This window comes from Hyphomonas polymorpha PS728 (assembly GCF_000685315.1).
GTDB lineage: Bacteria > Pseudomonadota > Alphaproteobacteria > Caulobacterales > Hyphomonadaceae > Hyphomonas > Hyphomonas polymorpha.
In genome coordinates this window covers 124,914-147,937 of record NZ_ARYM01000005.1, presented here as the reverse complement: position 1 = coordinate 147,937, position 23,024 = coordinate 124,914, and the positions used below count along the sequence as shown (strand labels likewise).

Below are 23,024 nucleotides of genomic sequence, written 5' to 3'. Positions count from 1 at the left end.
GGCGGACCAACTTGTCAGATCCGTTCTTTTTTACGGATGAGCACTGGTGGGGTTGCATGATCGCAGGTTTAATTTTTGGAAAATATTTCAGTGTGCTGAAAAATGAGGCACATTCCGAAGCGAGTGGCCTTTAGCGCGGCGGCAAAACGCGGCGCATTTCTAATCCTGCGCTGTGATTTTCTTTGGGAACCTCTCGGCGCGTGAAACGCTTTATTTCCTTTTAGCAAAGCGCTTATGTGAAACCGGCCCCACGATCCGCTCGCCCCCTTTGCCAGCTGCCTCGCAACTGGTGGAAAGTTGGAAGTAGACTTGCTCAGGAATTGACAGGAACGAATGCACTTTCCACGCTTATCACCTGACATGGCGCTTTTTCTGGATTTCGATGGCACGCTGGCCCCCATCCGTGAGGAGCCAGATTGTGTTTATCTGCCGCCGGAAGGCGCCGAGATCCTTCTGGCGGTTTCTGCTCGGCTGGAGGAGCGGCTTGTCATTCTCAGCGGACGGGATGTGCGCGATCTGACGCGCCGTGTTCCACAGGAACTTTGGAGAGCGGGCGGGCATGGGGCACAGATATGCGCGCCGGGCACAGCCCCCTCCGATGTTCTTACAGCGGCGCCTCCAGAACTGGTGCAGCGGCTTCAGCAGATCGCCAGCCCATACCCCGGCGTGGTTATGGAAAGAAAGGGCGAAGTGCTGGCCCTGCATTATCGAGGCGCGGCCGAAGCCGGCCCGCAACTGAAGGCGCAGATGTCGGCTGCAGTTGCCGGTTTCAGAGGATATTCCCTGCAAACCGGGAAGATGGTCATCGAAGCGCGCCCGGACCATGCCGATAAGGGCAAGTCTGTCGCTGCCTTCATGCGGCGCAGGGAGTTTTCAGGGCGAGTGCCTCTGATGATCGGCGACGACACCACTGATGAAGCGGCGATGCAGGCCTGCCTGCAGGCGGGCGGCGCGGCGATTAAGGTGGGTGCGGGTGCTTCGGTTGCTCCTTTCCGGCTCGATGGTCCGGAGGACGTTTGGAATTGGCTCCGGGAGGGACTGAATTGAACAATCTCGAACTGGGAATTATCGGCAACGGCACAATTGCCGCCCTGATCAATGCCGCTGGCGAAATAGGATGGTTTTGTCTTCCCCGGCTGGATGGCGAGCCCGTTTTCAATACTCTTTTGGGGGGGCGCGGCCGGTTCTCAGTCGATCTGGCGGGAAAAAAGTCATGCCGGCAGATCTACGAGCGAAACACCGCGATTCTCGAAACGATAATCGAGGCTGAAGATGGATCGGTCATCAAGATAACCGATTTTGCGCCGAGATTTACCGACCGGAGCCGCATGTTTCGGCCGGCATCGATCGTGCGCCGAATAGAGCCTTTGCGTGGCCAGCCGCGCATCTGTATAAGGATCGATGCAGAGACGGGGCGCGGCAAGTCTCTGATGCCGACGCGCCGCGGCGTGTCCCACATTTCATTCCTGGACGATGCAGCCGCATTCCGCATTACAACTGATGCGCCGCTTGCCTATGTCGCTCAGCAGACGGAATTTGTACTGGATCGCACAGTAAGCCTCGTGCTCGGGCCCGATGATCCGGTATCTGAGTCGCCGGGAAATCTTGCGCTCGACTGGCTCGCCCGGACGAGGGAACAATGGCAGGACTGGTCCCGCCGTCTTGCCACGCCGCCCAAATGGCAGGCGGCTGTAATCAGAGCGGCCATAACCCTGAAACTTTGCGTATATGAAGAAACCGGGGGCATCGTCGCGGCTCTGACGACGAGCATCCCGGAGCATGCAGGATCATCAAGAAACTGGGATTACCGGTATTGTTGGCTCAGGGACGCCTATTTCACCGTCACCGCGCTCAACCGCCTGTCGGCGATGGGCACGCTGGAGCGCTACCTTGCCTATATAAGAAACATCGTTGCCCGGACGCGCGGAGGGCATATCCAGCCCGTGTATGGCATTGCGCTCGAAGAGGCGCTGACGGAGGAAATTCCCGGCCATCTGCCCGGTTATCGCGGTATGGGTCCCGTGCGATTCGGAAACCAGGCGGCAGAGCATGTTCAGCACGACGTTTATGGACATGTGGTTCTGGGCGCCGCGCAGGCCTTCCTCGACGAGCGCCTCCTGACAAAGGCGGGGCGGATGGAGTTCGAGCATTTTGAAGCCGTTGGGCAGCGCGCCTATGAGGTCTATAACACGCCGGACGCCGGTATCTGGGAGTATAGGGGGCGTGAGGCGGTCCACACTTCATCTGCAATAATGTGCTGGGCAGCCTGTGACAGGCTGGCTCGCATTGCCCGGGCGCTCGGCCTGATGGATCGCAGCGCATTCTGGAAAGCCCGCGCGAAGGAAATACACGCGGCCGTCATGCAGCAGGCCTGGAACGAGCAACGCCAGGCTTTTACCGGAGCTTTTGGAGGAGAGGCGCTGGATGCTTCGGTCCTGCTGATGGCCGAGATCGGATTTTTGCCGCCTATGGATCCGAAGTTCCGGGCCACGGTGGCCCGGATCGATGAGGAACTTCGCGTCGGCACACATGTCTTCCGATACCGGGTTGCCGACGATTTCGGCCTTCCGCAGACGGCGTTCACCGCCTGCACCTTCTGGCATATTGATGCGCTCGCCAGAAGCGGGGAACTTGAAAAGGCGCAGGAAATCTTTGAGGCGGTTCTTGCTCACCGTACGCAGCTGGGGCTCCTGTCAGAGGATGTGGATCCTTCGACAGGTGAGCTGTGGGGGAACTTTCCTCAGACCTATTCCATGGTCGGAATCATCAACGCCGCCGCACGGCTCAGCCCGGAATGGGACGATGTGATCTGAGCGGTTTGTCGCCGCCAACGGGCAGCTGAGACAGCTGGAGACAGAGGAAAGGGGGCGGGGTCTGCAGGTATTTCACCCTGCATTCGGAACCTAAGCGCGCTTGGGCCGTTAAGATCGAAGCACGAGACGCAGGCACCTCCAACCGGGGTGACCTGCTGCGCACGTCTCGGCCAATGCCCGGCGGCAAGAGGGGACTCTGATGAGCTTGGTTCAATCGGTAAAGGCGCGGGCATCAATCGTTGCCGCTTGCCTCTGCAAGAAGCTGATCCTGTCGCGTCCTCAGGAACATGGTCACTGGAATGAGTGAATTCATTCCATATTGCGGCCCGCCGCCGGAGGCGAGCACACTACTGGCCAACTGGAATCTTGATCCGTTCGCGATCAGCCTCGTGCTGATCGTCTTGGCTGGGGGGCTCTATGCCCGCGGGTCCGTCCGCATGACCGGCCACGAGCCAGCTTATGCAGCAACAGCTTCACTGGGTCTGGTGATTGCGTTCATTTCACCTCTTTGCGCGCTAACGGTTGCTCTTTTCTCCGCGCGCAGCCTGCACCATCTGATATTGCTTTGTATGGTTGCCCCAGCGCTCGCAATGGCCTTCCGGCGGGTTCGCCTTCCTGACGGCGCTGGCGCCGCCGCTTTCGCAGCAGTGTCGCTCGTTCTCTGGAGCTGGCATGTCCCGGCGATCTATTCGGCGGCGTGGAACAGCAACTTCATCTACTGGATCATGCAGTTTCTGCTGATCGGTAGTGGCTTTGCATTCTGGGTGTCGATTTTCAGGTCGGAATGTGGCGCCGGCCAGGTCCGCGCAGCGCTTCTGCTTGCCGCCTTGGCGGGTCAGATGGGCCTGATTGGCGCGATCCTGACCTTCTCCGAAAATATTCTTTATACTGAACATATATTGCTGACCGATGCATTTGGCCTCTCCGCCCTCGGGGATCAGCAACTCGCCGGACTGGTTATGTGGGTGCCGGGCATGATCCCGCTGGCATGGATAGCCGCCATGATACTGCGCCGGGGCTGGCGGGAGGTCTCGGCCGTATGATTGCGCTGTTGAAAGCCGGGCATATCGCCTCCTTGTCGGTGTGGTGTGCGGGCCTTCTGGCCTTGCCGGTAATCCTCCAGATCTACGGCCGCCGCCGGGAAATCAGCACCCAGGCCGGGTTCACGGAATTCCGTATCCTGCTTCACGCCGGTTATACCCGCGTGGCAACCCCTGCAGCGGTTCTAACCATCACCTTCGGCGCGGCTCTGATCATTTTGCTGGAGCTGCGAGATGCCTGGATGATGGCAAAGCTCGTTGTCGTGGCGCTCATGGTTTTGCTGCACGTATGGCTTGGACACCTGATCCTCAAAACCGCCGAGGGCAGGGGCAGCTATAAGATGCCATCGCCGGTGCTGGCCGTACCGTTCGGGCTTGCGCTGATCGCGGGCGTTCTGCTGCTTGTGCTTGCCAAGCCCAATCTGACACCCCTGCTTTATCAATTGCCGGAGTTTCTGCAGCAGCCTCAGGACCGCGAACTGCCCCCTGATCTTGTCCCGATATGATAGTCAAAGACGAGCTTGCCGCCATGCCACCCCGTCACCGCTGTCATCCCAGCAGCCAGTATGGACACCAGAAGCCCGACCGGGAGCACTGCGCTTTCGGGCGCGCCAATGCGGATGATCCAGTTCGCGCTGAGAATGGCAAGCAGCATCACTGCCAGAATGAAATGGCTCCAACTCGCGGTGCGATTGCGGATGCCGCGCACCAGCAGCAACTCCGCGGTGCCGGTTATGCCCGCCGCGACACCCATGAAGAACGCGCCGAACGCGGCATATCCTGCGGCGCGGGCCCAGAAATCGTCGCCCGTCCAGAGGAACAGAATGTCGGCCCCAAGAACACACATTGTCAGGGCAATCGGAAAGGCCACCAGCATGGCGTGCAAAGGGTGGCCCGAAACAGCAATGCGCGTTTCCGTCTCGTGCAGTCCGCGATGCTCCTCAATTGGATCGCTGAGCTGTTTTTCAAGATCGTTCATGGCGCGCCCCTGTCGGATAGGATGATGTCGATACTCAAGCGCATAGGGGCGCTATCGGTTCCCCTGTTTGCGGCGCAGGCATGCACAGCGCCTCTCTCGACGCTGGATCCTGCCGGTCCATCCGCAGAGGCGATCTCCTGGTTGTGGTGGGTGTTTCTTGCCGGCGCGGCGGGCCTGACAGTCTTCGTCATGGCGCTGCTGGCGCTATCCTTCGGGCGGCCCCGCGCCGTGTCAGAGCGCCGCTGGACATGGGGTCTCGGCGTCTGGTTCTCCCTTGCCATCCTCAGCGGCATGCTGGTGGCCGGCGTAGCTGTTGGAGAGCGGCTTGTGCCGCGAGACGCGGCTATTGAAGTTCACGCCCACGCTCAGCAATGGAGCTGGACTTTCACGCATCCGGGCCCGGATGGGGCGATGGTGGAGGCTGGGCGTGATCTTCATATCCCTGCGGGCCAACCCGTCGATGTACGGATAACCTCGGCAGACGTTATTCATTCCTTCTGGGTGCCGCGTCTTGCCGGAAAGATGGACGCCATCCCCGGCCGGGAGAATGTCTTGCGCATCCAGGCGGCAAGCCCCGGCATCTATGAAGGCCGGTGTGCGGAGTTCTGTGGGATCGGCTATGCGACACATCGCTTCCGCGTTATCGCGCACGACCCGGCCGAGTGGCCAGCAGACGTGCCTGCGCCGGCGGAGGAGGCTTCGGAATGATCGAAAACCCAACGTCTTCCACAGAGCGTCTGGAAAACCCTCCGCAGCCGGCCCTCCGCCTGCACCGCGAGCTCACCCGCGTCTGGAGCAACGCGCCGGGGATGCGCGGCGTGTTCACAGCCGTGAACCATTCCACCATCGGCCTGCGCTTCATGTGTACGGCACTTGTCTTCTTCGGCATCGGCGGCATTCTCGCCATGCTCATCCGTACACAGCTTGCCACCCGCAAGGGCGCGTTCCTCGACACCGAAATCTATAACCAGATATTCACGATGCATGGCAGCATCATGATGTTCCTGTTCGCCATCCCGATGCTGGAAGGGCTGGCCATGTACCTCCTGCCCAAGATGCTGGGAACCCGGGACATGGCGTTTCCGCGCCTGTCTGCCTTCGGCTACTGGTGTTACCTGTTCGGTGGAATGATCCTTATCGGCGCGCTGCTGGTTGGCGTCGCGCCGCGCGACGGATGGTTCATGTACACCCCACTCTCGGGCAGCACATATTCTCCCGGCATCAATGCCGATGTCTGGCTGCTGGGCGTAACCTTTGTCGAGATTTCGGCGCTCGCGGCTGCGGTTGAAATCACGGTGACCATCCTGCGCATGCGGGCGCCCGGCATGAAGCTCACCCAGATGCCGCTGTTTGCCTGGTACATACTGGGCGCAGCCGTCATGATGCTGGCGGGTTTTCCGCCGCTGATCCTCGGTTCGGTCCTGCTGGAGATAGAGCGGGCGTTCGGCTGGCCATTTTTTGACCCCGAGCGAGGGGGAGATCCCTTGCTCTGGCAGCATCTGTTCTGGCTGTTCGGGCATCCCGAGGTCTACATCATTTTCCTTCCTGCCGCGGGCGTATTGTCCACAGTTATTCCGGTCCTCAGCCGTACACGGATACTCGGATATGGCGCCATCGTCGCCTCCATCCTGGGCCTGGTATTCCTCAGCTTCGGTCTCTGGGTACACCATATGTTTGCCGTCGGAATTCCGCATATGGCGCTCGCCTTCTTCTCGGCCGCCTCATTGTTGGTGGCTGTGCCGACGGCAGTGCAGATCTTTGCCTGGATCGGCACCATGTGGAAAGGCAGGCCTCAGCTCAAGCTGCCGATGCTTTATATTCTGGGCTTCTTCTTCACCTTCGTCATGGGCGGCCTGACGGGGGTGATGCTCGCCATCGTGCCGTTCAACTGGCAGGCTCATGACACGGCATTTGTCACAGCGCATCTCCACTATGTTCTGATCGGCGGATTTGTGTTCCCGATGATGGCGGGGCTTACCTACTGGCTGCCCATGATCACCGGACGCCGCCGCATCAAGGGCCTCGGCGAACTGGCATTCTGGACCATTCTGGTCGGCTTTCATGGCACCTTCTTCATAATGCACCTGACGGGACTGGTCGGTATGCCCCGCCGGATTGATATCTATCCGAACCATCCGGAATGGGAGGTGCTGAACCTTATCTCCTCCGTGTTCGGCTTCATCATGACGTTCGGTTTTGCGCTTTTCGCGCTGGATTGCATTTTTCAGGCATGGCTCGGAAAGCGCTCACGCAGGGATCCCTGGAAGGCGCCGACACTTGACTGGGCAATGGCCTTGCCGCCGCCGGTCTACAATTTCGCTTCCCTTCCGCGCCCGGATATGACGGGTAATGAATATGCGGGCGGTCCGGCGGTTGCCCTGGCGCTCGCGCGGGGGGAAGGCGTGCTGCCGGGTGCCCCGCGCGGACAGCGGGAAGTTCTGGTGACGGGCATAGGCCATGCGACGCCGCAGCATGTCGGCATCCTCCCCACCAATACGGCTTTGCCCATAAAGCTTGCGGCTTCCATTGGCGTTTTTGTGCTGATGATGTTGTTCAGCTTCTACTATGCGGCGGTGGCAGCCTTGCTTCCGGTGCTCTGGTTTGTGTGGCGCTGGGGGCGCGCCCTTGTGCCTGCCGGCAATACTCCGGCAGTGGAAGTAGCGCCGGGTATACATTTGCCAACGCATTACGACAGCCCCTCCACCCTTGCCGCCAGCGGTCTGGCGTGCTTTCTGTTCGCTAACGGAACATTTTTTGCTTCGTTGATCTTCGGTCTCGCTTTCATCACGCTCGTGTCGCCGGGGCCGCCGGCTCCGCCCGTGGAGGGAGAGGTGGCTGTATCCGCGATGTTGATCGCAGGCGGTCTGCTGGCCTCGGCTCTGGCAACCCTTGTTCCCGGGCGCGCTGTGAAAGAGGTCTCGCGGGCGAAAAGCCCATTGCGGCTTATTGCCTTCGGGCTCGCCGCGAATCTGGCCACTTTGGCCGCGCTCTCCTGTCTCGCCATCTGGCAGCTTGGTGATCCCCGGGCTCATGCCCAGCATGCAGTTCGCGCCGCTCTGCTTGGTTACGTGGCGCTCCAGATTTTCATTGCCGCCGTCTTTGCCGCGTTCGCCCTGGATCAGGCGCGGCGGGGAGAACTTGCCGCAGGCCCTCTCGGCGCGCTCCGCAACTGGAACCTCTGGCAAAGCTATACGCTCGCCGTCGCAGCGATCTCCGCAGCCGTGATCTGGGCGCAGGGGCTCAGCCAATGAAGGGAGGAGGGCTTCGCTGGCTTGGTCTCGTGGCGCTCGGCCCCGCAATCTGGGCGGCGACCTTCACCCTTGTATACGCCCTGCATGGCGCCGGGTGCGCCTCAGGCTGGAGCGGCATCCAGGCCGGGCCCGTCAGCCTTCACCGCCTGCTGATGCTGCTGGGCTGGCTGGCCGGTATCGCGGCGGGAGGCTGGCTTCTGTTACGTCTGCCCGCTGGCAAAGACCGTGAAACATGGCTTCCCCGTGCTGGAGCGCTGGTCGGCCTCTTCGCAAGCCTGTTCACTCTCGTGCCAGTCTTGTTCGCCAGCAGCTGCTGATGTGCTCTGGAGGTGCCTCCTTCGGACGGCGCGCGTTGTCCATTTGGGAGCATTGTTTTGACAGGGAATTGTCCGGCTTTTTCCGAAGTTGTCCGGATTTGTCCATCGCCTGACCATGCCGGGAACCAAAAGAAATCCCGCCAGCGGGGGCTGGCGGGATAGGTGTCCGTCCGCATGGGTCTGCCTTCAATTTCAGGAAGGCAGACCCATTTGCGGCTGGTTATTCGGAAAGAACCCGCAGCCTCACGCCCAGCGTGCGCGGCGTTGGGCCGGAACCGGACAGGGGGCCATTGGTGCCCAGAAATGTCGGGCCACGTTCATCCCCAAGGTTGTTTCCAACAATCGCAAATTCATACCGTTCAAACCGCAGACCCAGAGTCATGTTGACGATGTCATAGGGATTTGCGGTCAAACCGTTCGCCTGCAGGCGATCGCCCGAATGGCTGAACCCGATATTGCCAAAGCCGGTAATATCGTTGCCGAGGTCGCGGTTGTAGTTGATGTCGAAGCGGTAGTTCTGATCCAGCGTGTTCACGAGACGCGAACCAGGCCGGAACATCGGCAGGGCTGTCTGCACCACCGGGTCTACCGTATCGTATTTGCTGTCGTTGAAGTTGCCCACAGCACCCAAGCTCAGACCCTCGATCGGCGTATCCCAACGGATTTCCAGGTCCACACCCTTCGTGGTGGCGTCGCCGAAATTGGTGAAGCCGTTCACATCGGCAATTGCGCCGGGCGTGTTGGTCTGGAGGTTGGTATACTCCAGCTGATACAGGTTCAGACCAAAATTGAGACCAAGTTCACGGTGACGCCATTTGAGGCCGAACTCGTAGTTCTTGGATGATTCCGGGTCCAGAGCCACATCCGTCGGGATGCCTGCATCCTCGAGGGATTGTACCTGTACGCGCGATTGCACGATACCCGGACGGAAGCCCGTTGCTGCCGATACGAACATCGTCAGATCGTCAGTAGGAAGATAGGAAATATTGACCCGCCAGGTGGTCACTTCCTCTTCGGTCGGAAGCGATGCGGTGGCGTCTTCAAACGTACGGGTGTCATAGTATTGCCGCAGACCCACCAGAGGCACAACTTTGCCCCCGAACAGTTCATAGCTGACCTCACCGAACACGGCGAAGTTCTCCGTCAGCGTATTGTTGTCCGCATTGATCACAACAACGGGCAGCGTCAGCGTGTTGAACTGCGGGCCTTCGCCATCCTGATAGGCGGCGCCCACCAGCCAGTGGAGGGGGCCGTCACCGTTGGAGTTTGCACGAACTTCCTGCGAGAACAGTTTCGGGCCGAACTGGCTGGAGAATGATCCGGCCGGTGAAAGCGGGATGTTGATCCCGAAATCGCCTTCCAGATGGCTGGTTGCGCTGGTGACAGAGAATTTGTCGAAATCCACCGTGCCGGTAAAGCTCATCAGGGTGAAATCCCCGTTGCTGAAGCCTTTTTGTCCGGCAGTATTCTGGAAGTAGGGAGGGTTCACTGACGCCGTAAAGCCGGTGAAGTCCTGTCTCGGCTGGAAGTTCCAGTATTGTGCGCGAAGCGTGACGTTGTCGGCGGGCTTGTACATCGCAACGATACGATAATCGTCGTTCTTCGCGCCGTTCACGTCTTCTTCGTCCGGGGTGCCATCATACGGGCCGTAATAGGCGTCCGCCCAACCCGGATTGCGTGAATGGCCGCCGCTGACGCGGATGGCGAGCTTGTCCTTGATGATCGGGACGGAGAGCGCGCCGGCGAGGCCATAATTGTAGTCTTCGGCGCCTCTCGTCCGCGAGGTTTCTGCTTCGGCAGAATACTCAACCCTCTCGAGGTTGGGATCGCGGGTGTGGAAAATGAAGACGCCGCCGGAAGAACCCTGGCCGTAAAGCGTGCCCTGCGGGCCACGCAGAACTTCAACGCGTTCCATGTCCAGGAAGCGCACCGGCGGGGCAATACCGAAATTCGGCACCACAAAAGGAACGTCGTCGAGATAATAGCCGATCGGCGAATCGCCGTTGCTGCTCACGGCGCCGCGGAGATTGTAGATTCGGGAACTGACGGACTGACGGAAACCTTCAGATGCACCCGGAACCGTCGATACAAGATCGTCGACCGTGGTGATGTTGCGTACCTTCATCTCCTCCCCGGAGAATGCCTGGATGGCCAAGGGGACGGATTGCAGTTCCTGTGCCCCGGTTTTGGAGGCTGTGACGGTAACTGTGCCCAGTTCGTATTCTTTGTCTGTGGATGTGGACTCGTCCGTTTGTGCGTTGGCAGTGCCGGCGGCCACGGAAAGAGCGAGAATCAGCGAGATCGCTGAAGCGTTGCGGAAACGATGCATTACTTCCTCCCAGAAGTCATTTTCTCAGAACTATACAAACGTTTGCATAGCGCGCTCGTCAAGCTATTCCAAGATGGAACAGCAAATAAACTGACCCGAGTGTTGCATTTGCAACTGTTGTTCGGTGGCGGGCTGTGCTCGCCGGTTTCTGCGTACCCGAGGAATGCCCAAGCCAAGCCTTAGCTGCAGATATAATGGCGCAGCGCAGCATTGAGCGCCTCATCGGGCGCAGAATCAGGGGACGGATCATTCCCGGCAACGGGCCAAAACCGGATTGCGGCACCGTCTCTGACTTGCGTTGTCCGTGTAACGCCCTTACGCGTTTTGCAAACGGTTGTAATAAATCCGCTCAGGGAGGCTCACTTGACCAAAATATCTTCAAGCGTTTTCGCGCTGCGCAGCGCAGTTGCCGCAATATCTATCGTTGCAGGATTCTCGCCACTATCGGCGTCTCTTGCGCAGGAAGCCGTATTGAAAGCGGGTGCGTCCAAGGTCGATATCACGCCATCAGGCGATAAGCTGCCCGGGATATTCACAGGCATTCTGGATCCCATTCATGTCCGGGCAATTGTGCTGGAGAACGGCGCGCAAAGAGCGGCGCTGGTGACAGTGGATGCCGGCGCCATACCGAATGAGATCTGGCAGAGGCTTACCACCAAGGCTGAAGCAGAATTGGGTATTCCGGCAAATCAGGTCATTCTGACGGCGACCCATACACACAGCGTCCCCTTCGGCTGGAGCGTGGGCTATGAGGAGCAGTTGTATCAGGCTGTTGAAGAGGCTGCGGCCGCGCTTCAGCCCGCAAAAATGGCTTCGGGCACGGGTGTCTCCTACATCAACGTAAATAGAAACATCATCGATCCGGCGACCGGCCGTTGGTGGGAAGGGCCAAACTATCAGGGACCGTCTGACAAGACTGTCGCTGTGCTGAGCTTCCAATCCCTCGATGGAGCCCCCATCGCGGTATACTACAATTACGCGGTACATCCGGTGATCACGGGCAACCTTGATCTGATCAGCGGTGATATTCCCGGCGCGGCATCCGGTTACATTGAGGAGTCCCTTGGGGAAGACGCGGTTGCGGTATTTTCCTATGGTGCCGCTGGCGACCAGAACCCGATCTTTTTCCAGCAGACTTATGATCTCAGGGAAATCCGAATTGCCGACTTCGCCGCGCGCGGAGAGGATATCAGCAACGCAATGCCTCCCGGTGGGCAAGGGATGGACAGGTCAAATCCCAAAGTGGCGATGCTGATGGAGCAACAAAAGCAGATGAATGCCACGCTGGGCCAGATGCTCGGTGAAGAGGTGCTTCATGTTCTGCGTTCCGGGTTGGCGCGGCCGGTGACGCAGGCTTCGATTTCCGGGGCGCAGATGACGGTCAGTTGCCCTGGGCGGAACCGGCTTGATAAAGGGCGCGCCGGTTACGCGGGTGTTTACGAGGACGCCGACTCCGTACCGATGAAGCTCAGCCTCCTGAGAATCGGTGACACCGTGATCGGGGGAATCGATGCGGAAATCTTCACAATGATTGCCCAGCGGTTCAAAGCGGAGTCCCCCATCAAGAACTCAATCGTTGCGACATTGACCAATGGCATGTCCCGCTCGGGGTACATTCCCAATGATGCGGCATTCGCTCAGAACACCTTTGAGGTTGTTTCTTCCCGGGTAAAACCAGGCTGTGCTGAAACGGCAATCGTCAATGGATTCCTTGACCTGATCGAAGATACTGGGACGTCGGCCGACTGATCTACATCACTCTGTTCAGGAAGCCGGATAGGGTCACGCCCTGATCCTGTCCGGCGGGCCTGGAAACTGGCAGTATGTGGTAGCTTGCCAGCATTCTGCTTCATATACCGAGTGCGGAGTGAGCCAGCGCAACCGCGCCCAGAGGTCCCGCCAGGCTGCCAAGTCCTGCTTGCCGGACGATTGGAAACAAATCTTCCGTTTGCGGAATGGGAAGATATCCAGCCAGGAGCTCATGGGCGCGTTTCTGTACCAAGGGAAGCAGAAAGGGCCGGGAGGTGCTGACGCCGCCACCAAACAATACGCGCTCTGCTGATGTGGTCAGCAGCAGCAGGGAAACCAGTTCTGCGATGTCGTTGGCGACAAGCATCCAGAGCGGATCTGCGTCGTTCACTTCGCTCATCGGCCGCCCAAAACGCGCTGCCAGGGCAGGGCCGGAAACGAGCCCTTCGATACAATCTCCATGGAAGGGGCAGGCGCCCGCGAACGCGTCATTGGGAGATCGGCGTGTGCGGACATGCCCGACTTCCGGATGCATGAAGCCATGTACTGGTTGCCCATTGATAACCATACCGCCGCCGACGCCAGTGCCAATTGTGATGTAACAAATGCTGGTGCAGCCTTGTCCCGCGCCCCAGCGATACTCGGCAAGTGCCGCACCGTTCACGTCGGTATCGATGGCCCAGGGGCAGTCGAAAGGGCTCGTAAGTTCCCCCGCGACATCGGCATTTGTCCAGAATGGTTTGGGGGTTTTCAGTATGCTGCCGAAGTTCTCCGCTTGTCGTCGAAGCTGGACGGGGCCAAAGGATGCAATCCCAATTGCCGAGAAGGGCTTTTCGGCGTGCCAGCTTTTCAGTTGGTCGCGCAGGTGGGGCAGCGTTTCTTCCGGAGTGGTAGTGGGAACCGATACCTGATCGACCACGGTGTTACCCTCCGCCAAAATCGCGATGGATTTTGTTCCGCCAAGTTCAATTGCGGCCACGCGTGTTTCTGCGACCATGCTGTATCATCCCGTCCAAGGTGGAGAGCTCGTGGTGTATGTCATAGGGTGATGTTTGAGGGGGCCCAGGTCCATAAAGCCGGCGGGATTCTCTCAAACTCGACCCGGCAACTAATTTCCGAGGTGCTCGTCGAAGAAGTCGACCATCACCTTGTAGGCGTCCTGGGATTCGGGAACGTCCGGATTGCTGTAAAAGCCGTGAAACATGCCTTCCCAGACATGCAGATCTGCCTTCACGCCCAGCTTCACCAGCCTGCTGTGGGTGTAGACAGCTGAGCTGAGTTCAAATCCCCGGGTGCCGGTGATGATCTGTGTTGGAGGGAAGGCCGCCAGAATCTCGTCATGGTGAGCGGGCGCAACGAGCGGGTCGTACGGGTCAACCTCTGAAAGATAGGGCATCATTGAACGCTTTGGAGCATCCGAAGCGCTGGCGGTTGGGCGCAGCGGGGCGATGAAGCGTGCCTCGCCAATGGCCGTGGCCGTATAGTTTGCGTCGCCGCCAAAGCCGTTGACCGGCGCGGCCGATCCGGCGCAGTAGATACCGGCCGCGCCGGGCGTCGGCAGGTTATGCTTCTGAAACCAGGCCAGCGACATGCCGGTCAGCATTCCGCCCGCCGAGCAGCCAAAGATACCGATGTTTTCTGCCGGATAGGTTTTCAGGAGTTCTGTGTAGACGGCCGCGACATCTTCGCTGGCGGCAGGGAACTTGTATTCGGGTGCCTGGCGGTAGTTGACCGCGACAACCCTGTAGCCTCCCAGCGCGGAGACAGGCATCGATTCCACCTCGGCGCAGGCGGGCCAGCAAGTTATGAACCCGCCCCCATGCAAATTGATCAGCACACGGTTCTGATTTTCTGGCTTGATGCCCTCTGAGGGCGTGTAATCGTAAACCTGAACACCGCCAATTTCGGTTTCGGACTTCTGGACGGCGAAGAGCTCTCTCTGCCGGTCAATATATCCCTTGAGGAATGCCGGGCCGCCGATGCCCTCAACTTCCTTCAGCAGTTCGGGATTCTTCATCGTGAGCAGGTGATCAATGAGATATGCCTTGCCCTCCGGACTGAGATATTCGGACACCGGAACCAACATGGCCGGGACATGCACCAGCCCGTCTGGATCCACACTTACCTGAGTGCTGGTTTCCGGGGGCGGCGGGAGAGGCTGGTGCGTACACGCTGCGAGCAGGCCAGCGCATGATGCCACAAGTGGGCGCAGAAGGCGCCACGCTGGCATGTGGCGTTCCAGGAACAGGACTTTCATTCGACCCTCCGATGTTATCTTTGAGCGGATGGAAAACAGGCTCAGTTTATATCTCTTGCGGCTGGCCAAATGCCCGGCGCAAAGCGTTTACCTTCGCCTTGGTGAAGCGTTTGGCGATGGTTGTGTCTGCGGCAATTCTGTCAAAGCCATGGAAAGCGCCGGGAACGACGACCAGTTCAACGGGTACACCAGACTCAATCAGCCTGTGCCCATACTCGATGTCTTCGCTGACAAACAGGTCAATCCCGCCTACGCCGATAAAGGCGGGCGGAAGTCCCGTCAGGTTTTCAATGCGGGCTGGAACACCCCCAGCCGGCACACTTCCGCCGCCGGGTGGATGGCCCAGGAACGCCTCCCATCCGAACCGGTTGGAGGGCGCATCCCAGCCGAAGGCGCCAATAAATGGCGGCGGCATGCGTGTACTGCCCGTGCGATCATCCAGCATGGGGTAGACGAGCGCCTGGAAGGCAACAGGAACTTCTCCCCGGTCGCGCGCAGTGATCGCCAGCAGGGCTGAATGGCCTCCTCCAGCGCTTTCGCCAAGCAGAGCGATGCGGGTGGGATCGGCGCCGATTGGCTCCGCATTTTTGTAGAGCCACAGGAGGCCGGCATAGTTGTCCTCGATCGAGCCCTGATAGCGTGTTTCCGGGGCGAGCCTGTATTCGACGCTGACGATCACGCAGTCGAGGTCGCGTGCGAGCGCCTGCAGATGCCCGACCTCCCATGCGGCCTTTCCAAGTATGTACCCGCCGCCATGTGAGTGCAAAATAGCGGGGCGAGCGGCTCCTGGCTTGGCATTGACGACGAAGAGCTTCACATCCGGCTCGCCGCCCGGAAGGGGGGCAAACACTTCCGAGACAGGAATGTCCGGCAGGCGGGGTGGCGCGAATGCTGCTCCGAAATCGCGCGCCGATTTGAGACTTTCAGCCGAGTAGCTTGGCGGCGGCCCATTCTCCATCATGCGCGCAGCAATCCCGCGTAATTCTGGATCCACATGACTGAGAGGATCTCGCGCCAGCAGTGGGGAAGGGACGGCAGGTTTTGGGTCGAGGGCTGCGCAGGACGCTGTCCCCAAAGTGAGGGCACCAGCGGCGCCAATACCTGCGATTCCAAACTGCCTTCTTGTCAAACGTGCGGCCATGTTTCCTCCCTCCCAGCCGGTTTGCCAGCCTATGTTGTTTTGTCTCTGTTTGCCTGCGTCCGGTTGATTGCCACGTGAGGTCTTCCGGGGCGCCCATTCAAATGCTGGTAAAAACTACAATCAGAATTTCATTTGTGCAAACGTTTGTATTGGTGATTTCATAGTGTTCACCCCTGCTTTTTGGGGTCCGCCGGGAGTGTTCTTGAGCCTATCGACCCTTGGCCATTCACTGGGATCGTGTCTAAATTCGAAATGGACTGAGCGGAATATCCTATGCGGACGGCGGGCGTCAGGGTTTAACGCAAATGGCATCAACCGCTTATGCATCTGTTGCGGATGCAGGGAGGTTTGGCACCGTGGCACATGGCAGGTTCATTGCATATCTTGGTTTTCAGGGACCCGAAATGAACAAAAAGATCACAATGATAGAACTCGCGAAGATTGCGCGCGTCGATATTTCGACCGTTTCGCGCGCATTGAGCGACAGTCCGGTGGTCAAGGAAAGCACTCGCAAGCGGATTCAGAGGATTGCCAGCGAAGTCGGGTATGCTGTCAACGCTCCGGCAAGCAGCCTGCGGCGCAAGTCGGCTCGCGCCCTGGGAATGGTTATCCCGCTAAATCCGGAAACGGATCAGACGATGTCCGATCCCTTCTTTCTGGAAATGGTGGGCGGTGTCTCGCAGGCCGCTGCGGAACTCGATTACGATCTGGTGGTGAGTGTTCCGCGCGAAGCGAGCCACGCCGCCGAACAGCGCCTGCTCAATACTGGCCGGGCCGACGGGATTATCGTTATTGGCCAGGCAGCAAGAGCCGCCCACCTCAACGATCTCGCCGCGCGAAATGCCAACTTTGTTGTCTGGGGCGCACGGATGAAGGGCGCCAAGTACACAACGGTCGGCAGTGATAACGCCAAAGGCGGGTATATCGCAGCGGCTCATCTTTTCAGCCGGGGGGCCAGAAACATTCTCTTTCTCGGCGATCCCGGGCTGCCTGAAGTTAAGCTCCGCTATGATGGGTTCAAGAAGGCGCACCAGGAGTCGGGGGTGGCTCATGACCTTTCCTATCTGCTGCGCATGAACTTCGGCGGGCGCACCACCTATGATCAGGTTCTGGAATTTCTGCGTGCGGGTAACCGGATAGACGGCATCTTTGCCAGTTCGGACATTCTCGCAAATTCCGCCATGCATGCTCTGGTGGCTGAGGGGCTCAGCATTCCCGAGGATGTGAAGGTCGTGGGCTATGACAATATCGGGCAGTCATCCATGATGACACCGCCTCTTACGACTGTTTCTCAGAACATTGCCGAGGGCGGGCGTATGTTGGTGGAACTCCTGCTGGCAAAGCTGGAGGGCGGAACCGCCAATTCCTGCTTCACCAAGACAGAACTGATCATTCGTCATTCCACCTGATCGCGCATATCAGTGCGAATCCTGTTCTGAGGATTCCCGAGATGTCTGGCGGGCTTCGCCGATATTGATCGACACCGGAGGGGCAAAGGTCAGCTGCCGGTCCGGTGAAGCATATTCCGTATAGGGTGCAATCAGGGTAATGCTATTGCTGGAACAGGCGCTGGGCAGGAAGCTGGCGCCAAAGAGATGTTCTGTTCCAGGGACGAGAGAGTCTTCACGGCCAAACGCGCTGACCCATGGGCCTCTCATCGAGGTGGACTTGTACAGGCGCAGAACTTTTGTAACTTCTTCTGCGGGCTGGCTCTCATTGATCCGATCGCATGCAGAAATCACCATGAACCAGGTTGAGCTCGTCTGATCGTAATAAAGTTTGGGCACTTCGGCCTGCGTGAAAGAGTCTGCATCGGGCAGGAGGATCGGCGGGTGAAGCTTCTCAATCTGAAAGCCGTTACCTTTCTGTGTCACGGTCGCGTGGGCTACAGTGCCTTGGACTGATGACACTTTTGCAGACCAGAAAACTTCCAGGGTGTCGGCGGGGCCAGCAACAATGAAGGGATCGCGCCAGGCGAGAATGGGGCCGCCCTCTTCGCCATCCTTATGGCCCAACATATCCTTCGTAGGCAGATAATATCCTGCAGACCGGATGCTGTCATAGTCGCGCACCGGGCAGGATAGGGCTGTTGTCGGCGGTGTATCCAGCCGGAACCCGCTATGTGAGTGACCAAGGCATATCGTTTGCAGGAAGGGTCTGTCCTTCCCCGCTTCCCGCAATCCGGTGAAGCCGCACAGCCAATCATCTTCTGCGCGCGCAAGCATTCCACCGCTCCAGACGTTGCGGGCGAATGCGCCATCTCCGATTGTCTGTGGGGATAGATAGGCCCCGTGATCCTGCCAGGTGCGGCCTGCATCAGTGGATGAAAAATGGCGTATATGGAAGGGATAGTCATTGCGGTCTTCGTGAAGAACCGGCCTTCCTTCAATGTCTTTGCGGCTGAGGGCAAGGCAATAAAGATGAGTTATGCCGCCCGTTTCCGCTGTCCACGAGTCCCAGAGCCAGAGGTCTGGATGCGAAATACCATTTTCAAAGAGAAGGGAGGACGGCGGAGGAACCGGAACCGGCTTTTGAAGAGTCATTCTGATACTCAGTAGTCGCTGGAGTCAGCGTTGGCCAATGCGCCGCCAGCTGGATCTGCGATCAAATTGTAGAGCGCCAAGGCAAAGAGAAGCGCCGCGAATACGGTAGCCAGGTGAAAGCCAACCGCCATGTCGCCATTTCCGGCAACGTCACTCACATATCCCATGAGAAGAGGGGCGAAGGCAGCGGAGACGGCGGTGAAGAAAAGGATGAGGCCGGCGGCCGCACCATGCTTGGCTTTAGGCAGGCAGCTGATGCCTTTCGAATTGAAGGTGGGGTAGATCATCGACATGAAAAGCCCCGAGAGCGGCAGAGCGAAAACAGCCACATCTCTTCCGAACAGTGTGCTGAGCAGGAAGCAGATAAAGATGGCGCCGGTGAACGTCGACATGACGACTTTCCAGTCAAAAATCCGAAGAATCCACAGCGCGAGAAAGCGGCCCACAGCCCGTAGGACAAAGAAAATCATGACCGCATAGGCTGCAACTGCCATCGCCAGTGGCGTGCCCGTGTAGCCGGAAAACAATGTTGGTGCCCAGACGAAGATGGCGACCTCGCACGCGACATACAAGGCGATAGCAAGGGAGAAGCCCATGGCGTGGCGGTTACCCATCAATCGAACCGCGCTCAGCATATCCGCCTTTGGGGTTTCCACCTGGCGGACAGGGGCGGGAAAGCGGGTTCGCAGGGAGGCGAGGATCATGACCCCGCACATGGCGGCAGCGAGCAGATAGAGCCAACGCCAGGACAGGCCTGCAGAATCAAGCGTAACGACGGTCAGTGGGCCAACAATCGCGCCGATGGCAAAAAAACCTTCGCACGCATTCATGCGGCGGGTGTGGTCGCTTGTGGAGGTGGATATGTCGCCGATAAGGGCGAGGATGGCTGTTTTGAAGATACCGATCGCCAGGCCACCTGCAAACAGCAGCGCCAAATAGAACGAGAAGGAGCTGGAGCTGAAAAAAACGGCGGACGAAATTCCGTAGATGGCGAGCCCCAGAACAATCGCATTCTTCCGGCCCAGAAAATCTGCGAGAAATCCCAGCAAAATGCCGCTGAGCGCAATGCCCACCATCGTCGCCCAATGAAACAGGCTCGCCTCAGTATTCGACAGGCTTAGTTCCACTTTGGCTATGCTGATGATTTCGCCAACTGCATCGGTTGTCATCGCGAACATGAAGAACATGGCGTAGGTCAGGCCAGTGACCAACCCGTAGCGGCTTGCCGGCCGGTCTATGGCTGCTGCAGAGCTGTTGGAGACAGTCATTCTTGGATCCTCGCCTTCATCTGATGGTAGACGCAGTGCAATCGATTGCAAATTTTTTTCCGGACTTGGCTGTCCATATTCTGCAGCCCCATTCTTCAAAGTTACGCTTTTTCCCGGCGGCGTGGGGAGGGGCTTTGATACCCCTGGGCCCAAGGCTCTAACGAAAGAGATCAAGGTCTATTGCGGCCGCCATGGCTTTGTAGCCTGCATCAGAGGGGTGAATGCGGTCTCCTGCGTCATAGGCCTTCAACAGATAAGCAGGGTTCTCAGGATCGCGCACCGCAGTGTCGAAGTCGATAATGGCGTCAAAAGCGCCGCTATTGCGGATCCATTCATTGATCTCATTACGGATCACATCCTTTTCCTCTGTTGCGTAGCCGGGAAAGGGGGAGCCGAGGTCCGGCGTCAGGGTGGCTCCGATTACCCGAATTCCCCTGGTGTGGGCGCGCTGGATAATCTGCGTGTAAGCCGCGATGATGTCTTTAGCTTCCACCGCAGGAAAGGGCTCGCTCATTCCCGGCAGCGTGAGGCCGCTCAGTCCAAGATCGTTGATGCCTTCCAGAAGAATCAGGTCCGTGACGCCTGGCATCGCCAGAACATCGCGATCAAGTCTTGCAAGGGCGCTCTGGCCGACGCTGTCTTGGAGAAGGCGGTTTCCGCCGATGCCGTGGTTGATGATGGCGACGTTCTTCATACCCTCAGCCCGCGTACGCTCGGCCAGGTAATCCGGCCAGCCGCGCATGAGAGGATCCCGGCTTCCGGTTCCATCGGTGATCGAGTCGCCGAAAGCGACAATGACGCGGTCCACCTCAGGATTATCCACATGGATCGTGGTCAACAGCGGCCGGGCCACCACGCGTCTGCTGTCTGTCAACTCGGCAGCGGCCGTCTGGTCGCCGCCCGGCGCCACTTCAACGATCAATTGCGGGTCCGCCTGAGGAACCTGAATAGGCTCCAGAAGATACAAACTGACCGAGACGACGCCGCCATCCGGAATGGAAAGCGCCACCGGATCGCTCCAGAGTGGCGCGCCTGCGGCGAGGATAAGCCCATCCGGAGCTCCGGAGAAGGTAAGGTGTTGCAGGCTTGCAGTGTCTATCCGGCCTTCTTTGACCAGGGCAATGGTCGCGGCGCCGATGGACACCCGGGAGACACTCGCGCCCCCATCCAGAACGATACGGACACGCTCGCCGCCAGCGCTAACCCTCATTTCTTGGCGAACGGTTCCCTCCAGAAGTACCGGGGTCATCCCGGGCGGTGCAGCTTCAGCAGCGAGAGGAAGCGAGGGACTGCTGGCCCACGTTGCCACCCAGTTTTGCTCTGAGTGCTGGTTCTCGGTGGTCATGTGCGGGTGTGGCGCAGTCTGGCATGCCGCCAGCAAAAGCGCGGCGCCCGCCAGCAGGCCTGACAACCAGTGAGGAGCACTTCCGGGGCGTATAACAAGGGCGGACATTTGCTTCTCCGAGATGGGACGTGAACGGATGGGTAATCGGCTTTCCAGGCGATGGCAGAGTTTACTTCTGCGCTTTGGCAATCGCCTGTAGGGCGGCTTCGTGCATGCGGGCATATCCCTCCCGATGCGGGTGGACCCCATCGTGTGTGAGGTTTTCTGACATTTTCGCGCCATCGTCCGTCAGCAGGCTATGGTAATCCACAAAAACCAGGCCGTTTTGTGCAGAGTACTCTTCAATCCATTGATTCAGAGCTGAAATTCTTTCGGGTGGATTGAGGTCCGGGCGCCAGCCGAAGGATCCTGCGGGCGGAATGCTTGCCAGGATCACGCCAATTCCATGGCTGCGCGCCAGAGTGACCATTGCCTCGATGTTGCCCTTGAAAGCCTCATCGCTGACATATCCGGTGTTCTCTGCCAGATCATTGGTGCCGGCCATGATGTGGACCACTTCAGGCTGCAATCGGATGACATCCTGCCAGAACCGTACCAGCATCTGTGAGGAAGTCTGGCCGCTAATGCCGCGATTGATGAAGCCTTGCTCAAACAGATCCGGATCGCCGATGCTCCAGAATTCGGTAATCGAATCCCCAAGGAAGACGACCTTCGGTGCGGGCCCCGTCATGAGGATCATATTATCATCTCTGTACTGACAGAGATTACCCCAGTCACTCTTCCGGCGGTCCATGTCCAGAGACTGAATCTCCTTCATTTCAGGCTCGCCGAGATAATTAAGGTGGCTGAAATCACTTTCGGGATCGAGCATGTCAAGGATCAGCTCATCCAGGAATGCGCGGGCACCGGAATTCAGCTGTGCACATATCTGCTGACCCTCTGGGGGCTGCGCGTTCGGCGCACTTTCGCAGATGCCAGCCAACCCCGTAAGGGCGGCGAAAGAGGCGAGGAGGGCAAGACTGCGTCCAGCGACCTTTGAGGCGCGTGGGTCAGCATCCAGATTGCGGAACGGCGAAAGGTGTTTTTGTCTGGCAACCAATTCCAGTTCCTCCCGGTATGCGCTGCGTTGCGCAGCTTATTTTATTCAGAGTGCCCGGAAGATGGGGGCGCCGAACCGAGACACCCCAAAAAACCGCCTGACCTCATTATTACGCAAACGTTTGTATTCTGGTCGTGGCGAAGTTTCAATACCTTCATACGCCAACGGTGTGCTTGGCGTAATCAGGCGTGATTCCGGGGCGGGGTGCCGTTGGGGCAGTCTTGGGATGACGTGGAGGTCCTTTGCTCGCGATGACCGCGAACCCGTCAGGGAACCAATGCCCAACGCCCCAGAAATTCGTATCGGGATTGACCGACATGGCTGTGGACAAGCGCGATTTCCGTGACCGGTGTTGTGATGGGATCAATCGCCTGCGAGGGGATAATCTTCCTGTCCCATACCAGCGTAATGTGAGGGCTGATCCTGCTGGCAGCGCGGGGAGGCCCTCCTGAAAGGACGGCAAAAGTTTCAACCATGAGCCTGACAAGACGGTCTATATGCATCGACGGTTGCTGCGCGCATACGACGAACGGTTTCTTTCGTCTCTTGTTCTGATAACTCATGACCCTGTCGAGTTTGAGTTCGAATTGTTCGAAGCGCAGCGCTTCGCCAATCATCGTTGATGACGCGATCACCTCGGGCGGAAGGTGCGGTCCCCTGAAGACAGGGTACAGCGAGATATGCCAGCGGTCAGGCGTGATCGGCGCGCCTTGTATTGCATACCGGTCTCGGAATTGGGCGCTTTTCTCTGCCAGCAACGGATGTACGCATGTGGGCGCCATGACCGCGAAGAAAAGATTATGCTCAGGAACTACGCCATCCGGCGGGGGGTGAAAGTATGAGGCGCCTGACATGCTGCTTTTCCCGTGGACCGGCTGAATTTCAGGCGGCCC

At 58.7% G+C, this 23,024-nt stretch carries 19 protein-coding genes; 9 read left to right on the top strand and 10 right to left on the bottom strand.

Annotated features, from left to right (window positions below):
• Nucleotides 1-333: 333 nt before the first annotated feature.
• The 4 genes from otsB to HPO_RS05985 all read left to right on the top strand — a co-directional run bounded on the left by otsB (nt 334) and on the right by HPO_RS05985 (nt 4,359).
• Nucleotides 334-1,047 carry a trehalose-phosphatase gene (gene otsB / locus HPO_RS06000; protein ID WP_035595730.1) on the top strand — a complete coding sequence of 238 codons (714 nt, stop codon included), beginning with the start codon at nt 334-336 and terminating at the stop codon, nt 1,045-1,047.
• Nucleotides 1,044-2,813 carry a glycoside hydrolase family 15 protein gene (locus tag HPO_RS05995; protein WP_035595728.1) on the top strand — a complete coding sequence of 590 codons (1,770 nt, stop codon included), beginning with the start codon at nt 1,044-1,046 and terminating at the stop codon, nt 2,811-2,813. The genes otsB and HPO_RS05995 overlap by 4 nt, the downstream gene beginning before the upstream one ends.
• 299 nt (nt 2,814-3,112) lie before the next feature.
• Entirely contained in the window at nt 3,113-3,856 is a 744-nt protein-coding gene (locus tag HPO_RS05990; protein WP_035595726.1) for a cytochrome c oxidase assembly protein, read from the top strand.
• A complete protein-coding gene (locus HPO_RS05985) occupies nt 3,853-4,359 on the top strand; it encodes a CopD family protein (protein ID WP_035595724.1) in 507 nt (168 codons plus the stop codon). Before HPO_RS05990 ends, HPO_RS05985 begins: the two co-directional genes overlap by 4 nt.
• On the opposite strand, the gene HPO_RS05980 is transcribed toward HPO_RS05985, so the two are convergent.
• Complete coding sequence (locus HPO_RS05980) at nt 4,320-4,832, bottom strand: DUF2231 domain-containing protein (RefSeq protein WP_035595722.1); 513 nt, start codon at nt 4,830-4,832, stop codon at nt 4,320-4,322. The two genes, HPO_RS05985 and HPO_RS05980, sit on opposite strands and share 40 nt — an antisense overlap.
• Before the next feature lie 24 nt (nt 4,833-4,856).
• Here HPO_RS05980 and HPO_RS05975 point away from each other — a divergent pair, with 24 nt between their 5' ends.
• The 3 genes from HPO_RS05975 to HPO_RS05965 are packed head-to-tail and all read left to right on the top strand — an operon-like array spanning nt 4,857 to nt 8,400.
• Nucleotides 4,857-5,540 carry a cytochrome c oxidase subunit II gene (locus HPO_RS05975; protein WP_035595720.1) on the top strand — a complete coding sequence of 228 codons (684 nt, stop codon included), beginning with the start codon at nt 4,857-4,859 and terminating at the stop codon, nt 5,538-5,540.
• Complete coding sequence (ctaD, locus tag HPO_RS05970) at nt 5,537-8,083, top strand: cytochrome c oxidase subunit I (RefSeq protein WP_051612348.1); 2,547 nt, start codon at nt 5,537-5,539, stop codon at nt 8,081-8,083. Before HPO_RS05975 ends, ctaD begins: the two co-directional genes overlap by 4 nt.
• A complete protein-coding gene (locus HPO_RS05965) occupies nt 8,080-8,400 on the top strand; it encodes a hypothetical protein (protein ID WP_035595717.1) in 321 nt (106 codons plus the stop codon). Before ctaD ends, HPO_RS05965 begins: the two co-directional genes overlap by 4 nt.
• Before the next feature lie 220 nt (nt 8,401-8,620).
• Here the strand turns inward: HPO_RS05965 and HPO_RS05960 are convergent, their stop codons facing one another.
• Nucleotides 8,621-10,729, bottom strand: coding sequence for a TonB-dependent receptor (locus HPO_RS05960; RefSeq protein ID WP_035595716.1), 2,109 nt, complete (start codon nt 10,727-10,729; stop codon nt 8,621-8,623).
• A 363-nt stretch (nt 10,730-11,092) separates the two neighbouring features.
• On the opposite strand from HPO_RS05960, the gene HPO_RS05955 reads away from it, so the two are divergent.
• Nucleotides 11,093-12,478, top strand: coding sequence for a neutral/alkaline non-lysosomal ceramidase N-terminal domain-containing protein (locus tag HPO_RS05955; RefSeq protein WP_206742133.1), 1,386 nt, complete (start codon nt 11,093-11,095; stop codon nt 12,476-12,478).
• Between the two features lie 100 nt (nt 12,479-12,578).
• Here HPO_RS05955 and HPO_RS05950 read toward each other — a convergent pair whose 3' ends face one another.
• The 3 genes from HPO_RS05950 to HPO_RS05940 all read right to left on the bottom strand — a co-directional run bounded on the left by HPO_RS05950 (nt 12,579) and on the right by HPO_RS05940 (nt 15,696).
• Nucleotides 12,579-13,475 carry an ROK family protein gene (locus HPO_RS05950; protein WP_035595714.1) on the bottom strand — a complete coding sequence of 299 codons (897 nt, stop codon included), beginning with the start codon at nt 13,473-13,475 and terminating at the stop codon, nt 12,579-12,581.
• A gap of 111 nt (nt 13,476-13,586) precedes the next feature.
• Complete coding sequence (locus HPO_RS05945) at nt 13,587-14,735, bottom strand: alpha/beta hydrolase (protein WP_084324192.1); 1,149 nt, start codon at nt 14,733-14,735, stop codon at nt 13,587-13,589.
• A gap of 46 nt (nt 14,736-14,781) precedes the next feature.
• Nucleotides 14,782-15,696 carry an alpha/beta hydrolase gene (locus HPO_RS05940; RefSeq protein ID WP_114105455.1) on the bottom strand — a complete coding sequence of 305 codons (915 nt, stop codon included), beginning with the start codon at nt 15,694-15,696 and terminating at the stop codon, nt 14,782-14,784.
• Between the two features lie 584 nt (nt 15,697-16,280).
• Between HPO_RS05940 and HPO_RS05935 the strand changes: the two genes are divergently transcribed.
• Nucleotides 16,281-17,285: a LacI family DNA-binding transcriptional regulator gene (locus tag HPO_RS05935; protein ID WP_035595845.1), complete on the top strand. Its 1,005-nt coding sequence runs from the start codon at nt 16,281-16,283 to the stop codon at nt 17,283-17,285.
• Between the two features lie 9 nt (nt 17,286-17,294).
• Here HPO_RS05935 and HPO_RS05930 read toward each other — a convergent pair whose 3' ends face one another.
• The 5 genes from HPO_RS05930 to HPO_RS05910 form a co-directional block, all read right to left on the bottom strand.
• A complete protein-coding gene (locus tag HPO_RS05930) occupies nt 17,295-18,419 on the bottom strand; it encodes a glycoside hydrolase family protein (RefSeq protein ID WP_035595711.1) in 1,125 nt (374 codons plus the stop codon).
• Between the two features lie 8 nt (nt 18,420-18,427).
• Nucleotides 18,428-19,687, bottom strand: coding sequence for an MFS transporter (locus HPO_RS05925; protein WP_035595709.1), 1,260 nt, complete (start codon nt 19,685-19,687; stop codon nt 18,428-18,430).
• Nucleotides 19,688-19,844: 157 nt separating this feature from the next.
• Nucleotides 19,845-21,140: an SGNH/GDSL hydrolase family protein gene (locus tag HPO_RS05920; RefSeq protein ID WP_162174015.1), complete on the bottom strand. Its 1,296-nt coding sequence runs from the start codon at nt 21,138-21,140 to the stop codon at nt 19,845-19,847.
• 61 nt (nt 21,141-21,201) lie between these two features.
• A complete protein-coding gene (locus HPO_RS05915) occupies nt 21,202-22,131 on the bottom strand; it encodes an SGNH/GDSL hydrolase family protein (protein ID WP_051612346.1) in 930 nt (309 codons plus the stop codon).
• A 266-nt stretch (nt 22,132-22,397) separates the two neighbouring features.
• A complete protein-coding gene (locus HPO_RS05910) occupies nt 22,398-22,985 on the bottom strand; it encodes a 2'-5' RNA ligase family protein (RefSeq protein ID WP_035595708.1) in 588 nt (195 codons plus the stop codon).
• Between the last annotated feature and the right edge of the window lie 39 nt (nt 22,986-23,024).

Excerpts from the sequence above, each read along its gene's own strand:
- otsB (WP_035595730.1), top strand. The coding sequence starts at position 334 with ATGCACTTTCCACGCTTATCACCTGACATGGCGCTTTTTCTGGATTTC.
- HPO_RS05990 (WP_035595726.1), top strand. The coding sequence starts at position 3,113 with ATGAGTGAATTCATTCCATATTGCGGCCCGCCGCCGGAGGCGAGCACA.
- HPO_RS05985 (WP_035595724.1), top strand. The coding sequence starts at position 3,853 with ATGATTGCGCTGTTGAAAGCCGGGCATATCGCCTCCTTGTCGGTGTGG.
- HPO_RS05980 (WP_035595722.1), bottom strand. The coding sequence starts at position 4,832 with ATGAACGATCTTGAAAAACAGCTCAGCGATCCAATTGAGGAGCATCGC.
- HPO_RS05975 (WP_035595720.1), top strand. The coding sequence starts at position 4,857 with ATGTCGATACTCAAGCGCATAGGGGCGCTATCGGTTCCCCTGTTTGCG.
- ctaD (WP_051612348.1), top strand. The coding sequence starts at position 5,537 with ATGATCGAAAACCCAACGTCTTCCACAGAGCGTCTGGAAAACCCTCCG.
- HPO_RS05965 (WP_035595717.1), top strand. The coding sequence starts at position 8,080 with ATGAAGGGAGGAGGGCTTCGCTGGCTTGGTCTCGTGGCGCTCGGCCCC.
- HPO_RS05960 (WP_035595716.1), bottom strand. The coding sequence starts at position 10,729 with ATGCATCGTTTCCGCAACGCTTCAGCGATCTCGCTGATTCTCGCTCTT.
- HPO_RS05950 (WP_035595714.1), bottom strand. The coding sequence starts at position 13,475 with ATGGTCGCAGAAACACGCGTGGCCGCAATTGAACTTGGCGGAACAAAA.
- HPO_RS05945 (WP_084324192.1), bottom strand. The coding sequence starts at position 14,735 with ATGAAAGTCCTGTTCCTGGAACGCCACATGCCAGCGTGGCGCCTTCTG.
- HPO_RS05940 (WP_114105455.1), bottom strand. The coding sequence starts at position 15,696 with ATGATGGAGAATGGGCCGCCGCCAAGCTACTCGGCTGAAAGTCTCAAA.
- HPO_RS05935 (WP_035595845.1), top strand. The coding sequence starts at position 16,281 with ATGAACAAAAAGATCACAATGATAGAACTCGCGAAGATTGCGCGCGTC.
- HPO_RS05930 (WP_035595711.1), bottom strand. The coding sequence starts at position 18,419 with ATGACTCTTCAAAAGCCGGTTCCGGTTCCTCCGCCGTCCTCCCTTCTC.
- HPO_RS05925 (WP_035595709.1), bottom strand. The coding sequence starts at position 19,687 with ATGACTGTCTCCAACAGCTCTGCAGCAGCCATAGACCGGCCGGCAAGC.
- HPO_RS05920 (WP_162174015.1), bottom strand. The coding sequence starts at position 21,140 with ATGTCCGCCCTTGTTATACGCCCCGGAAGTGCTCCTCACTGGTTGTCA.
- HPO_RS05910 (WP_035595708.1), bottom strand. The coding sequence starts at position 22,985 with ATGTCAGGCGCCTCATACTTTCACCCCCCGCCGGATGGCGTAGTTCCT.